Raw genomic sequence first — 15185 nt, forward strand, 5'->3', positions numbered from 1 at the left:
GTTCCTCCTGCTTGCTGATACACCAATGTAGACGGTTTCCGACTCGGATGGTCACCTCGTTACTCTGGCAATCTGTGTGCCGAAGCTGCCGCGCGCTCGATCGCGCCTACATTCCAGTGCCCCTGGCCAAGTAGCGTACGCATCTGCTCGCAGTAGGGGCCGATGTCGATCTGCTGGCCGGCAAGCCACTCGGCGCTGTAGTAGGTTTCGCGGTAAAGCTCGCCGGCGTCGCAGCCGATCATCACCAGCGCGCCCTGCTCGCCGCGCGCGGCCATGTCGGCGATCAGGCAGCACGCGCCAAAGAAGTTCGTGCCGGTCGAGCCGCCGTAGCGCCGGCCCACGAGCGCTTCGAGCACGTGGATGGCGGCGTACGATGCGGCATTCGGCACGCGGATCATGTGGTCGATGATCGCAGGCAAAAACGAAGGCTCAACCTGCGGGCGGCCAATGCCTTCGACTCCCGACCCGCCCGGCGCCGCCAGGCCGCAGCTGCGGGAGCGAAAGAATGAAAAAAACACCGACCGCTCAGGATCGACCACGCAAACCTGGGTGGCATAGCTGCGGTAGCGGATGTAGCGCCCGAACGTAGCGGCGGTGCCGCCAGTGCCAGCGCCGCAGATGATCCAGCTTGGGCAGGGGAATGGCTCATCGGCAAGCTGCTTGAACACCGACTCGGCAATATTATTGTTGCCGCGCCAGTCGGTGGCGCGCTCGGCAAACGTAAACTGATCCATGAAATGGCCGCCGAGCTCGGCGGCCAGCTCGCGCGCGCGCTCGCGATCCTGCCGTGGGTCGTCCACCAGCACGCACTCGCCGCCATACTGGGTGATGCGGCGCAGCTTCTCGGGCGAAGTGGCGCGCGCCACCACGGCGATAAAGCGCAGGCCCAGCAGGCGCGCGTAGTAGGCTTCCGAGATCGCGGTGCTGCCGGACGACGCCTCGATGATTGGCGTATCGCGGGTGACCCAGCCGTTGCACAGAGCGTAGAGAAACAGCGAGCGCGCCAGCCGGTGCTTCAGGCTGCCCGTCACGTGGGTCGACTCGTCTTTGATATACAGCCGAATGCCGGGAAACGCCGCCAGCGGCACCGGCACCAGGTGCGTATCGGCCGAGCGGGTGAAGTCGGCGTTGATCGCCGCGATTGCGTCACGCAGCCACGCGTCGGGCATACTGCCTCTCCGTCGAGCATCTACAGGCCGGCGCGCTTATACTACCGCTACGCGCAGGTTTGGGCAAATACACCGGCCCTGGTTGCGGGGCACGTGCAACGTACTTTGGCCCCACCCGCTTGCCCCCTCCCCTGGCAGGGGTAGGCAACATACGCCGAACTTTGACGGCGCCCTGGCCAGGCGCAGCTGCTGCTTGACGCACACCATACGCGATGCTATAGTAAAGCTCTTTCAAGATACTTCCAAAGTAAATACGCGGCTACAACTGCATGGCGAATCTGCTTCTTGTGCCTGTGCACCTCGACGCGCTGCTGCTCGAGCACGACCGCATGGTGGCCGACGCGCGCGCCGACTTCTCGCGTCTGCCGTTTTCCGACGAGCGGCGCGATTGGAATGCCGACTCGCTCAACCTCGGCGAAACCGCCAGCGCGCAACCGCTGCAAAGCCCGAGCCTGTATCTCAAGGCCGGCGTCCACCTCCACTGGTCGCTGCCCGATGCGCTCACTCGCGGCGTGCAGCGGCCCGAAGGCACGGAGTTCCCGGCCGTGCCTAATCGCTGGCTGGTGATCAGAAGCAGCCCGTCGCCCGACAGCCGGCTGGCGATCGAGCAGGCCTGGGTGGTCGAGAGCGACTACCTGTACCCCGACGGCGCAGGCGATGCCGCGGCCAGCGTCAGCTTCCCGGCCAGCCCCAACCGCGCCAAGGGCGAGGCGCGGCCGTTTCGCTTGCTTGGCCGCGCGATGCCGCTGCACGCCTGGCGCGCCCGCGACCCGCAGGCGCAGTTCCTGCCAAAGCTCACCGCAGTTGGGTATGGCGACCCGATATTTGCGGCGTTTTACCCAAGCTGTCGCAGCGTGTTTGGCTTCTACGACGCCGAAGCGGCCACGATCCCGGCGGCGGGCCTCCAGTACGACGTGGTCGGCTGGTACAGCGACGGCGCGCAGGATATGCTGGCCAGGCTGATCGCCGCGGCTACGAGCGCCAACGGCGACCGCGCCCCCGGCGACCAAGCCTTGCTACACGCGCTGCAGCAGCAGGCCGGGTGGACAGTGGCGATCCCCAAGGGGCAAAGCTTTCCGACACGCATGCTGTGCTACGCGCGCTTGAGCTTCGCGCCTGGCGCCACCGCCACGCCCAACCCTGTTCTCGCCGAGCCCGATCCCATGCTTACCGTCGGGCACACCGGCACCGAAGCGCTGGCGGCCTGCTTGGCGCGCATGATCGACGCCGACAACAGGTCGATCATCGAAGACCAGCTCGAGGCTGTGCAGATGATACAGCACTTCGAGGGCCAGCACCTCGATGTGGGCGACACGTTTCGCGAGGCGCGCCACGAGAAGGGCTTTCGCTCGATCCCCGGCGGCTCGCTTTGGAGCGTGCGCGCCGAAAGCGCCAGCGGCGCGGCCAAAGCCAGCGACGCGGGCGAGCGCGCTGGGGTGCGCCTGCCCGAAGGCACAGCCCAGTGGCTCGACGGGCTGAACCGGCTCCAGGGCGCCTACGACCGCGCGATCGACCAGATCGAGGCAATGCGCGAGCAGCTGTTCGCCGACTGGTACAAGTACATGCTGTGCGCCTACCCTTCGCAGGGCGCCGCCCCGCTCAACGCCGACGACCTGCGGCATAGAATCGAAGCGCGCGACCTCCCCGCGCTGCGCGCCAGGCTAGCCGGCGCCGGCACGCTGCGGCTGGCCTTCGACAAGGCCGGGGCGCTGCGCGCCGCCGACGCAGCGGCTTCGCGGCCGAGCAGCCTGGCGGCGCAGCTGGCCACCGGGCTGAACGGGCTGATCCGCATGCTCGACGGCGCCAATGCCAGCGCCTCGCCGCAGGCCGCGCTGGCGCTCAAGACCAGGGCGGCACCGCGCTACTGGCAGCCAAGTGAGCCGGCCGTAACGATCTGCGGCCCGCTGGCGCAGCCATCGAAGCGCCACGGCCAGGATGGCCGCCTGCGCGCCGGCGGGCAGCTCGAATGCCAGCTCCTGGCGAATGCCAGCATCGACAGCTTGATACCGGGGGATATCGCCGCACTGCGCACGCGCATCGGCCAGATCGGCGCGGCCGGCGGCGAGCAGATCGGCTTTCACGTTTACCGCTGCCAGCCCTGGAACCCGCTGCTGCTCGAGTGGGAGGCAATGGTGTTTCCGCTTGCCGGCAACGGCAAGCTGCTGCCCGAGGCTGGCCGCTACGACCCCGAGTTCGTCTGCGAGATCTGCGCGCCCCCCGGCGACGGCCCCGACCTAGCGGTTCGCCCCGAGCACAGCGCGCTGGCCGGCGGCGCGAGCGCCTACCTTGGCACCAGCATCCTCACGCCGCACGCCAGCCTCCAGCTTGGCCAGCGGCTCGCAGCATACCTCGGCGACGCGATTGTATCTGCGTACTGTGCCGACAATCACCTCGCCCCACCACCGCACGAGCAGGTCGAAGCGTTTCTCGACCGCGAGATTGACGCGCTGATACAGTGGTACGAAAACCACGCCCCGCACGGCACCCCGGCCGAGCGCGCTGCCGACACGACAAACAGCGTGCTGTGCGCCTACCGGCACCTGCGCACGCTCGGCTGCCTTTCGCAATCGCTGAGCGGCTTCAACGACGCGCTGCTGATGCGCAAGCAGACAATGCAGCTCGCCCCGGCCGAGCCGCTGGGCTTTGCCGATTACCAGGCGTTTACGCAGGCGGTGCGCGAAAGCGTGGGCAACCATAACCGCAGCGCGCCAATGCCCTACGAGAACTTTCACCCCATCCGCAATGGCGCGCTCAAGCTCACGCGGCTGCGCCTGATCGACACGTTCGGCCAGATCCGCGATCTCGACTGCAGCGTCGTGCGGGCGGCCGAGCGCCTGACCACGCCGGGAAGCGACCAGCTGGTGTGGCTGCCGCCGCGGCTGACTCAGCCGGCCTTGCTGCATTTTCGCTGGCTGGCGGCAAACGACACCACGCGCGAAACAAATGCCGACCCGGCCACCAGCCCGATCTGCGGCTGGCTGCTGGGCAACGAGCTCGACCGCAGCCTGCTGATCTACGACGCGAGCGGCCAGGCGCTGGGCCGCGTAGACCAGCGCGCAATCTGGCGCTCGGCGCCGGGCGCGCCCGCCAAGGCAGCCCACGAGGCGATCTCGAACCAGCATTTGCTCCAGCTGGTCGAGTGGCTGATCGGGCGCGGCGCGGCGTTTCTGGCCGATTTCGTGGCGCTGATCGACGAGGCCAGCGCGCAGATCGACCCTGAGAACTACGCGCAGCACCTGGATCTGGCGCTGCTTGTCGGGCGGCCGTTCGCGCTGGTACGCGCGTCGCTCGCGCTTGAGCTGCACGGCCTGCCGGCGGTGCACCAGGGCTGGGATCGCCTGCGCCCTGAGTACACTGACGATGGCCCCGGCGCGTTCACCGACGTGCGCTTTCCGATCCGTCTCGGCGACGCGGGGCGGCTGAACGACGGCCTGCTCGGCTACTGGCGAGAGGCCGGCGGCACATACGGCGATGAGTTCCACACACCCTATGCCTATGGGCAGATCACGCCGTACGCCGGCGGCCCGCTGTGCCAGGCGGTGGCCGCGCCGCCGCAAACGCTGGCGATGCTGGTCGACCCGCGCGCGGCGGTTCACGCCGCCAGCGGGGTAGTGCCCACCAAGGCGATCGGCATCCCGCCCGAGCAGTACATCGCCGCGCTGCGGGCGATCGAGGCCACATTTATGTTCGCGCCGATCCTGAGCGAGCGCGGCAAGATCAGCCTGCCGCTGCCCCAGGAGCCGGGCTACGCCTGGTCGTGGCTGCAGCCCGTGCCGGGCGGCTGGGCGGAGGTATCGACCACGCCGGCGATACGGCTGGCGCGCTTTGGCGCGCTGCTGGCCGAGCAGATCGTGCGGCGCTTGCTCCAGCCGACGGTTGGCTGGCTCGAGCCGGTGCCTGGCGACCCCGCACGCCTGCGGGTGGTGGCGCCCGACCGACGGCCTGCCGCGGCGATCGGGGCGGAGTTCGCGGCGCTGCAGCCGCTGATCGAGCCCGCCCTCGCGCGGCCCGGCGTCGCGACCCTCGCACGGCAGGCGCTGCTCGACGAGCTGGCGGCCGGCGTGGCCGCGCAGGTCTGGCGCGGCCTGCTTGAGGCCGACGTTGGATGGCTACGCCCGGCCGGCCACGACCCGGCGCGCGCTTGGGTTGTGGCCGCCGATCAGCGGCGCGCCGGCACGCTGAGCGGGCCGCTGGCCGGGCTCGAGCCCGCGATTGCGCTCGCACTCGGCCTTGGCCAGGAGCAGATCGAGCCGGCCGGAGCGCGCGCCGGCTTTGGCGCCGGCCAGGAGATCCGCGAAGGCTGGCTCAAGCTCACGCCCGAGGCGGACTAGCGCCGCTTCTTTGCAGAGGCTGCCGTTGCACTGCGTGGTGAAGCCACGCAGTGCAACACAAAACAGAAAAGGACTTACGCAGTTGGTGTGCTCAGCCTTCGGCAGAGCGGTACTATGCTCCGTATCGTGAGGGTTTTCCGCGCCCAGAGCGAAAAACCCTCACAGAAGATGAATACGTACCATGCTGCCGAAGGCCCAATCGCGTACCGTGAGGAAGCCGATGTACACAAGTGCGTAACTCCTAAGAAGCTGTTTGAAAAGGGTGGTTTGGAGGGACTTCGTCCCTCCAAGTTCCCTTTTCTGGCGGGTGGCGGCCACGAATGTGGCCGCCACCCGCCAGAAGAGAAGGTGCGAGGCATAGCCCTCGCGCACCCCTTTTCAAACAGGCTCTAAAGAAATTCGGGGCGGCTTTGCCGTCCCCAAACCCCCACCAAATCGTAAGCCATGCATGGCCGCGAAGCGGAAGCTAGGAACTACAAGCGTAAAGGGTTCGCAGATGCAGCCAATTCAGCTTTCTCTGACGCTCGAAGAAACAAATATGGTGCTCGAGGCGCTCGGCCAGCTGCCGTATATCAAGGTCTACCAGCTGATCGGCAAGATCCAGCAGCAGGCCCAGGAGCAGCTTCAGACCAGCCAGGCCGACAAGGAGGGCAGCCCATGACCGCAGCGACCCCTTCGCCGGCCGACCCGGCACTGCGGGCGCACTGGCGCTTCGACACGATCCAGGACGGCAGGCTGCCCGACACATCCGGCAACGCGAACAACGCGCTGGCCAGCGGCACCTTCGCGCTGGTGCCCGACGACGTGTTTGGGATGTGCGCCGCTTTTCAGCCCGGCTCTGGCTATATCGAGATGCCGCCGCAGGCGCTGCCCGAGGGCGGCGAGATCTCGATCTGCCTATGGGCGCGCGGCGCCGCTGCCCTGGCGGGCGATGCGAATATATTCCTTGCCAAAAGCATGTACGGGCCGGCGTCGCTGAACATCTTGCTGCCGCGCGCCGACGGCACGGTGGTGTTTGAGTGCGGCAACGACGGGCGAAACGTCGACACGATCGCCAAGCCGGCCCAGCCAAACGAGATCCGCGGCGCGTGGACGCACTGGGCCTTTACCAAAGACGCGCGCCGCGGCGAAATGAAGATCTACCGCAACGGCACGCTTTGGCATAGCGCCACCGCCAAGATGCTGCCGCTGCCACGCACGGTGAGCGCGTTTCTGAATGCCCGTGCCAGCTACCAGGGGGGCGTGGCGAACCTGCGCATTTTCAGCCGCGCGCTTTCCGCCGACGAAGTGGCTGCTCAGCTGCGTGGCGACTGGGCCGCGTTCGCACAGGCCCGGCTGAGCTACCCGCTCGACACGCGCTTATACGACGGAAACGACCAGCCGGTGCTGTACGTCGACGACGAAGCGTCGGGCCACGACCTGTGGCTCGAGATCAGCAACGCTTCACGCCTGGCGCTCGATCTGGGCGCGCTCGGCAGCGCCACCGCCACGGATCACCACTTCGAGCTGGTGTTTCGCCCCGGCGTGCTGGCGCCCTCGTCGCTCGCACAGGTCGCGCTGGCCACACCAGGCTGGCAGATCAGCCCGGCCACGCCGCAGCCCGACGGCACCGTGTCGTTTTATCTTTCGAGCCAGGCGGCGCTCACGCTCAGGCCGCGCGAGCCGCTGCGCCTGCAGCTGCTGCACCTCAGGGCCGACGGCGGCGGCGGCTCGCGCGGCACCACCGTGCAGCTGCGCTACGAGCAGCTGCGCTACGCGAGCGACGTGTCGCTCGCGATTAGCGGCAGCCGCGTGCAAAGCCTTGAGATCGTCAGCCAGCGCAGCAAGCGCGGCATCCCGCTGCACGCCGGCCTGGTCGGCTCGAGCGCAATCCTGAACGACGGCCGCACCGCCAACAGCCTGCGCCTGCGCATCACAAACATCTCGGGCGACGAAACGCTGGCGCTGAATCCGGCGGGCCACCCGCGCGAGTCGCGCTTTCTGATCTCGTTCGACGTCGACCGCGAGTGGGGCCTGAGCACCGCCGGCCAGGCGCAGGCCGTCGCCGCGAGCGCCGACGGTGCGGGCTGGAATGTCGCCAAAGCGCCCGACGCGCCCCAGTGGGTCGTGACCAGCCAGGGCGCGCAGGGGCTGGCGCCAGGCCAGGCGATCCAGCTGTCGCTCAGCGCGATCGTTTCGTCGCTGCCCAGCGGCCCGGCCAACCTGTATGTGCGCTACCACAACATCCCCGGCTACTGGAATGGCCAGCTTGTCTGCACCGTCGAGAAGTCGCCGCTGCTCTACCGCGCCGATAGCGTGGGCATCGGCACCGACGCGCCCGGCCAGCGGCTGGTGGTGGAAGCCGCGCCGAACAGCGGGCGCGCCGCCGGCAACCGCATGCAGCAGCCGGGCCTGCTGGCGCTGCGCGGGCCGGCGCCGCAGATCGACTTTGTGGCGCTGAATGGCGCGCAGTGGGCCATCCATGCCAGCGGCAACAAGCTGTATTTCATCGGCGAGCCGTGGAACACCAAGATGCTCGTGCTCGACAGCCGTGGGCAGGTGGGCATTGGCACCGACACGCCGGGCGCCACACTTGAGGTCGGCGGCCTGCTCAAAACCAGCGCGCTCGCGGTGAATAGCCGCGCAGCATTTAAAAAGATCCAGAGCGGCCGCGTGCGCGTCGGCGCAACCGGGCAAGCCATCGTCGCGCTGTCGATCGCCTTTCCCGAGCCGTTCACCAACGAGCCGCAGGCCGTCGTCGGCACGCGCGATATCGCGGCCAACGCGGCCGGCAACAACCCGCTCTACCAGCCGCGCAGCAACCGCGTGTACGCCGCCACCGTTGTGGCCTGCTCGCCAGCTGCCATGACGGTGAATGTCGCGCTGGTAAGCGGCACCGCCAACCTGCCCGGCGAGCTGTTTCTCGACTGGATGGCCTGGGAGCTGTGAGCAACGCGAGGAGCACGCGCGATGAACCTGAGCCTGGAGATCCACCACGTCGGCATAAGCGGCGGCGACTCAACCGCAATCGTCGTGCGCGACCTCGACAAGCCGACGGACAAAGGCTGGGAGAACATCACCTTTAAGGTGCTGATCGACGCCGGGGGCGAAGATTACGACCGCGGGATGTACCGGCTCGGGCCATACCTCAAGCGCTTTTTCGGCAATCGCTCGTTCGACTATATCATCGCCTCGCACTACCACGACGACCACATCGCCGGGTTCGCGCAATCGGGTATTACGTTCAAGAAGTTTATCGACATCGGCGGGTATGCCGCCGGGCTTGACTGGTTCAATCCCTACAACCCAATGGGCGATCTCTCGCAAGACAGCACCTCGGTCACGCGATACCAGCAGTACGTTCACAACGAGGTTATCGCGGGCAAAGCCTCGCGCCACGAGCTGCCGTTTATCAAGCACGAGAACTACGACGCGGCCGGGCGCCTAAAGGACGCGTGCAAAGGGCCGGTGAAGATCGAGCTCGGCGCCGGCACAAACATCTGGCTCACCTGCTACTGCGCTAGTGGCATTCTCGCCGACGGCACCAACGTGCTGCGCCAGAACATCCAGACCAGGATCTTGCGCTTGAACGCCAAGCCCGAAGATGGCTCGGGGCTGAATACCGCCGAGCAGCACGATCTCGAGAAGTTTACAAAAACGTGGCTTCAGGACGTCAGCCCCAACGACCTGTCGATCGGCATGATTCTCGAGTGGGGCGATTTCCGCTACTTCAGCTGCGGCGACCTCAGCGGCGACCTGAGCCTGATGCGCTACTACAATATCGAAGAAGCGCTGGTGCGCTACCTGCGCGACACGATCAAAACCCTGAACGCCAACGGCAAGCCGATCACCGTGCTCAAAGCCACACACCACGGCAGCAACCACAACAACTACCCAAAAGAGGTGAGCCGCAAAGTCGCAAAAACCAGTTCGAAAGGCGAGGATCAAGACACTACAACCAGCGGCAAAAACACGAAGCCGTTCAAAAGCCAGAACGGGCTTGGCTTTCTCGACGAGCTTCAGCCAACTACGATCATTGTGCCGGCCAACCAGATGAAGGGCGTGCCCGGCGCCGAGTTTCTCCAGCGCGCCGGCGAGTACTGCCAGCACCGCAACACCGCGCTGAAGCTCAGCGATACCGTGCTGGCCGACCTGAAGACCAAGCCATACAGCCAGGTGCTGAGCGCGCTGGAATCGAAGCGCGGCGCCCAAACAAACACGGCGCAACACCAGCTGGTTCAGGACGAGATCGACAAGCTCAAAAAGCTAACGACGGTTGCGTTTATCAACTACTGCGCCTACCCACCTCTATCGTATGCAAAAAAGCAAAAGGCGAAAAAAGCCGATCTCACCGCATTTCTCGCTAAAACCTTGCAAACCAACCTGGCCGAGCAAACCAGCGCGCTTTCAAACGTGTTCAAAGCCGGCAGCGAGCGCCCGGTCGCAATCGTCGTCGTGGTGCCGTCGCGCGGCGCCGACACCATCTTGCCCAAGCCGGCGGACACCTCCGAGATCGATAAAGGCAGCCACCGGCTGATCTTTGTCAGCCACAACACTAAAACACACAAAGAAGAGCTGCAAAGCACCGCCATTCCTCAGCTGCCAGAGCTTACTACCGATCTCAAAGCGGCAGTCGAGAATGCAATCGAGCTACGCCAGGCCGAGATCGAGAATTTGATGCAGCTCGACGAGGAAAAGAAAGAAACCAAGGGGATCGAGTTTGTTCGCCAGCAGTACCCGTCGGTAGTCGAGAGCACCGCCGGCGGCCCGCACGTCGACCCTGGCCGATTATCGTGGATGAGCGATATCTTTGGGCTGGCGTACCCCGATAGCGGCTTTGACACATCGTCGCAGGCATACCAGCCCTCGACAAGCGGGCTCAGCTTTCACGATCGCGACACGATCGCCGGCCTGATCCGCAACACCCTCGGCCCGCCGCCGCGCGACCCCGACACGCCACTCAGCAATGTGCTTGGTTTACGATTGCAAAGCCTGCCGTACAACTGCATGCGCAAGCGCAAAGCCGAAGATCCGCCCGACCCCGCCGGCGATGGGCGCGCCGCCGAGGCCAGGCCGCAAAAGAAACGCCGCGTGATCAAGAAAGAATCGTAGAATCGGCAGGTGGCTTATGAAGGCGCCTACGCTTGAGCAGTTGAAGATCGACCCGCAGGGCCAGCTGGCGCTCGGCAGCGCACTGGTCGACGCGCCGGCGTTCGCGCGGATGCTGGGGCTGTTCGGCACCGCCGAGCTGCGCATCGCCGGCGCGACCGCCGCCTACGAAGATGCCGACTCGCGCAGCATCCTCGTCACTGGCAGCACCGAGCTGTTTGGCGTGGCCGTGACGCAGCTGGAGCTGTTTTTCGACGTGGCGAGCGACGACGCCTACGAATTTCAGTTCTCGGGCCGCATAGCTGCGCTGAGCCTGCAAACCCTGATCGACCGGCAGATCCTCCCACCCGGCCGGCTGCGCCTGCTCGCCGCGCTGCTCGACCAGCCGTTCGCGCATGTCGAGGTGGTGTTCGACTCCGACGACCAGACGCTGTACTTTGGCGCGCTGCGCTCGGATCGCCAGGCCGACATGCTCCAGCCGGCCGGGCTGGCGCTCGAGCGGGTTGGCTTTGAGCTCGCGCGCCACTACCGGCTTAACACCGGCACGTTTTTGCTGCACGCCACTGCCAGGCTCGGCAGCACCGCAGTTGAAACGATCACCGACATACCGCTGGGTGGCGCGCTCGCCGGCGGCTACTGGGCGCTTCGCAGCGCACCGGGGCTGCAGCTCAACGACGGCCTGCGCGACATGGTCGCGTTTCTTGGGGGCACCCAGGCCGCGCACGAGCTTGGCATCGCCAGCTGGCAGTCGGTGTTTCCGCAGGCGCTGTACGACGCCATCCCGGCGCTGTTTCTGCGCGACTTCGAGCTGCAGTTCGACCCGGACACTGTGCGGCCGGAGTATATCGAGTTCACGATCGAGAGCGCCTACCCGTTCACGCTGCCGTCGACGCAGCTCGCGATCGAGCGCGTGGGCCTGAACTTGGCGGCGATGCTTGGCGACCCCGCCACGGCCAGCCTGACGCTGTTTGGCCGCATGCGCTTCAGCCAGACCACCCAGCTCGGGCTTACCGTGGCGATCCCGGTGGTTGGCGAAGGGCCCTGGCAGATCGACGTGATCGGCTCGGCGCAGTTTGAGTCGCTGCACCATCTCGACAACCTGCCGATCAACGCATCGGCCAAAAGCGATCTCCGGCTGCCCGACGGCTTTTTTACGCTCAAGCAGCTGAATCTCGACCAGTTCACGCTGACGTTCCGGCCGGGCGAGGGCATCGAGCGCGCAGTGCTGGCCATCAGCAGCGAGCTGGAGTGCGACATCATCTCCGGCCACGACGGCAAGGCCGGGCTGGCGCTGCTCAACCCGGCGCTGGCCGTGCAGATCGCCCACCCATTCGACGCCAACAGGCGCGCGATCACCGGCACGATCGGCGGCGAGATCGCGATCGGCGGGCTGGTATTCGAGCTGAGCGCCGAAAAGCGCGGCGACGGCTGGAGCTTTGCGTGCAGCAGCGGTGGCCTGCTGGCGGCCGGCGCAGCGCTCGACGACCTGGCCAGCCACTTTGGCTTTGGCCTGCCGCCGGTGCTGCGCGAGCTGGCGATCGTGGGGATCGACCTGACGTTCAGCACCACCACCGGCGGCCAGCCGGCCAGCGATCTGCGCTTCAGCTGCAAGGCGCGCCTGCCGCTCTCGGCCGAGCGGCAGCTCGACGCCGAGCTGGTGATCGAGCTGCATAGCCAAGGCCCCGGCAGCTACTCGCGCAGCGTCGGCGGAACGCTGGCGATCGGCAAGCATACGTTTGTGCTGGCATTCAGCGGCGAGCAGCACGACGGCCAGAGCGCCTCGCGGCTGATCGCCTGCTTCAGCAACGCCGGCGGCCCGCGCGCCTTTCGCCTGCACGACATGGTCGCCGAGGTGTCGATCGAGGCCGCCGCGCTGGTGCCGCCGACGTTCGAGATCGACATCAAAGACGTGGTGTTTGTATACGGTGCCGGCGACACCCCGCTCTGCCTGTTTGGGGTCGATCTCGGCGCGGCGATCAGCCTCGCAAACCTGCCGCTGGTCGGGCAGGAGTTAGGGCCCGACGTGCGCCTGGCCGTCGACGACCTGCAGATCGTGCTGGCCTCACGGGCGGTATCGCAGGCCGAGGCCGCCGCGATCAACGCGCAGCTGCCAGCTCAGGTGGCGCGGCTGCCTGGCAGCGCCACGAGCGGCGACGCGGCGGCTGTTGTGCTCAAGCGCGGCCTGAACGCCAGCGCGACGCTGCAGCTGGGGCCGAGCCGCCAGCCGCTGGCGCTGCCGATGGGCGGCGACACCCCGGCGCCCCAGCCGGCCACGCAGCCGGCCGACACGGCGGTGGTGGTTGCCGACGACACCAAGTGGTTCGCTATCCAGAAATCGTTTGGCCCGGTGCACTTCGCCCGTGTTGGGTTTCAGTACAAAAACCAGGCGATCTGGTTTCTGCTCGACGCCTCGCTATCGATCGGCGGGCTGTCGCTCGCGCTTGCGGGCCTGGCGGTCGGCTCGCCGATCGATCACTTCGCGCCGCGCTTCGATCTGCGCGGCCTCGGGCTCGACTACCGCAACGGCGCGATCGAGATCGGCGGCGCGTTTTTGCGCACCACCGTCGCATCCGGCGGCGAAACCTACGACGAGTACGACGGCGCGGCGATCATCAAGCTCAAGCAGCTGGCGCTTGCGGCATACGGCATGTACGCGCCGATCGGCGGAACGCCAACGCTGTTTATCTACGCGCTGCTCGACTACCCGATCGGCGGCCCGTCATTCTTTTTCGTCACCGGGCTGGCGGCCGGCTTTGGCTACAACCGCGCGCTGGCGATCCCGCCGGTCGAGCAGGTCGGCCAGTTCCCGCTAGTGGCGGCGGCGCTGGCCGGCGCCAGCCCCACCGTCGCGGGGGCCGAGCAGACCACCGCCGCGCTGAGCAGCATGCGCCAGTACATACCGCCGGCGGCGGGCGCAGGCTTTCTGGCACTCGGCGTGCGGTTCACGTCGTTCAACATGGTCGACTCGTTCGCGCTGCTGACGGTTGGGTTTGGCGAGCGCTTGGCACTGAACCTGCTGGGCATCTCGACGCTCACCGCGCCAAGGCCCACGGCTGGCGCGGCCACCACGCCGCTGGCCGAGATCCAGATGGCGTTCAGGGCCAGCCTCATCCCCAGCGAAGGTATTCTGGCCGTCAGCGCGCAGCTCGCGGCCGGATCGTACCTGTTTTCACGCGCCTGCCACCTCGCCGGTGGCTTCGCATTCTATAGCTGGTTTTCGGGCGAGCACGCCGGCGATTTTGTGCTGACGGTTGGCGGCTACCACCCGCGCTTCGCGCTGCCTGCACACTACCCGCGCGTGCCCCGCCTGGCGCTGAACTGGCAGGTCGAGCCACAGCTCCAGATCAAGGGCGAGGCGTACTTCGCGCTCACGGCGTCGGCGATCATGGCTGGCGGGCAGCTCGCGCTGACCTGGGAAGACGGCAACCTACGAGCATGGCTCAATGCCAGCGCCGACTTCCTGATCGCCTGGCAGCCATACCACTACGATGCCCGGATCTATGTCGACGTGGGCGTTTCGTATACCTACCAGCTGCTGGGCACGCACCATATCACCGCCGACATTGGCGCCGAGCTGCATGTGCACGGCCCCGAGTTCGGCGGCACGGCGCACGTAAAGCTGTGGATCATCTCGTTCGACATTGCGTTTGGGCACAGCGCGCCAGCCGAAACGCCAACGCTCGAGTGGGAGGGCTTCAAAGCCGCATTTTTGCCGGCCGAGCCGGGCGCCGCGCCCGGCCCACGCATCCCCGACGAGCAGATCCGCTGCTGTAGCATCGGCGTGAAGGCTGGGCTGGTGGCGAAGGCCAGCGCCGACCCGGCCGATCTTGGCGTGATCCACCCGCAGGAGCTTGTGCTGGTGACCGACTCGCTGATCCCGGCGACGCGGGCGCATATTCACAACGACCTTGACCTCGGCAGCCTTGGCTATAGCAAGGTGGGCGAGCAGCGGCGCATGGCCGCATTTCGCGCAGGCGACGACGGCCAGCTGGTTCAGGCTCCCGCCAGCGACGAGCTTGCGCCCGGCAGCGTCGCGATTGGCTCCATGGGCGTGGCGGCGGCAGAGCTGGTTTCAACCCACACGATCGCCATCACCTACACAACCGCCGCAGGCGGAGGCCGCGCCCCCGGCGCCGCCGAAACCGAGTTTGAGTTTACGCCCGTGCTGAAAAACGCCCCGGCCGCGCTGTGGGGCCCGGCGCAGGCGCCCGCGCTCGGCGCGCCCGCCATGGTCGACGACACGCTGGCCGGCTTTGAGATCCGGCCGCAGCAGCGCGCGCACCCCGGCGAAACAATAGCGGTAGCGCGCGAGCTGCTCCAGGCCGCCGAGCACACGGTTCCTGTTCGGCACAATTGGCAGCCAATACCACTATTTGCCGCCGCCACGCGCGACGACACGCGCCGCCGCGACGTGCTGCGCACGAGCCTGCACAACCCCAGGGCGGGCGACGCGCGCCGCAGCTTGGCGGCGTGGCTCGGCTACGCCGACGACCTGGGCGACGACGCGACCCTGGCCGACTGCTTTGTGGTGCCGCCGCAGATCGGCATGTTTAACTGACACAAGTTACGCGGTGTCCTCCCGCGCGGGAGGCTTGGA

General features: G+C 67.0%; 6 protein-coding genes. 5 read left to right on the forward strand and 1 reads right to left on the reverse strand.

Annotated elements, in window-relative coordinates; genetic code table 11:
- Positions 1-59: 59 nt before the first annotated feature.
- Complete coding sequence (locus U0177_RS21710; protein ID WP_409572760.1) at positions 60-1169, reverse strand: PLP-dependent cysteine synthase family protein; 1110 nt, start codon at positions 1167-1169, stop codon at positions 60-62.
- 269 nt (positions 1170-1438) lie between these two features.
- Between U0177_RS21710 and U0177_RS21715 the strand changes: the two genes are divergently transcribed.
- The 5 genes from U0177_RS21715 to U0177_RS21735 all read left to right on the forward strand — a co-directional run bounded on the left by U0177_RS21715 (position 1439) and on the right by U0177_RS21735 (position 15146).
- Entirely contained in the window at positions 1439-5500 is a 4062-nt protein-coding gene (locus U0177_RS21715; protein WP_409572761.1) for a hypothetical protein, read from the forward strand.
- Between the two features lie 496 nt (positions 5501-5996).
- Complete coding sequence (locus U0177_RS21720; RefSeq protein WP_409572762.1) at positions 5997-6161, forward strand: hypothetical protein; 165 nt, start codon at positions 5997-5999, stop codon at positions 6159-6161.
- Positions 6158-8428: a LamG domain-containing protein gene (locus U0177_RS21725; RefSeq protein ID WP_409572763.1), complete on the forward strand. Its 2271-nt coding sequence runs from the start codon at positions 6158-6160 to the stop codon at positions 8426-8428. Before U0177_RS21720 ends, U0177_RS21725 begins: the two co-directional genes overlap by 4 nt.
- Positions 8429-8449: 21 nt before the next feature.
- Positions 8450-10591: an MBL fold metallo-hydrolase gene (locus U0177_RS21730; RefSeq protein WP_409572764.1), complete on the forward strand. Its 2142-nt coding sequence runs from the start codon at positions 8450-8452 to the stop codon at positions 10589-10591.
- Positions 10592-10607: 16 nt separating this feature from the next.
- Positions 10608-15146: a DUF6603 domain-containing protein gene (locus U0177_RS21735; RefSeq protein ID WP_409572765.1), complete on the forward strand. Its 4539-nt coding sequence runs from the start codon at positions 10608-10610 to the stop codon at positions 15144-15146.
- The last annotated feature ends 39 nt before the right edge of the window (positions 15147-15185 follow it).

Origin of the sequence: Kouleothrix sp. (assembly GCF_046328425.1) — a bacterium.
Classification (GTDB): Bacteria; Chloroflexota; Chloroflexia; order Chloroflexales; family Roseiflexaceae; genus Kouleothrix.

Excerpts from the sequence above, each read along its gene's own strand:
- U0177_RS21710 (WP_409572760.1), bottom strand. The coding sequence starts at position 1,169 with ATGCCCGACGCGTGGCTGCGTGACGCAATCGCGGCGATCAACGCCGAC.
- U0177_RS21715 (WP_409572761.1), top strand. The coding sequence starts at position 1,439 with ATGGCGAATCTGCTTCTTGTGCCTGTGCACCTCGACGCGCTGCTGCTC.
- U0177_RS21720 (WP_409572762.1), top strand. The coding sequence starts at position 5,997 with ATGCAGCCAATTCAGCTTTCTCTGACGCTCGAAGAAACAAATATGGTG.
- U0177_RS21725 (WP_409572763.1), top strand. The coding sequence starts at position 6,158 with ATGACCGCAGCGACCCCTTCGCCGGCCGACCCGGCACTGCGGGCGCAC.
- U0177_RS21730 (WP_409572764.1), top strand. The coding sequence starts at position 8,450 with ATGAACCTGAGCCTGGAGATCCACCACGTCGGCATAAGCGGCGGCGAC.
- U0177_RS21735 (WP_409572765.1), top strand. The coding sequence starts at position 10,608 with ATGAAGGCGCCTACGCTTGAGCAGTTGAAGATCGACCCGCAGGGCCAG.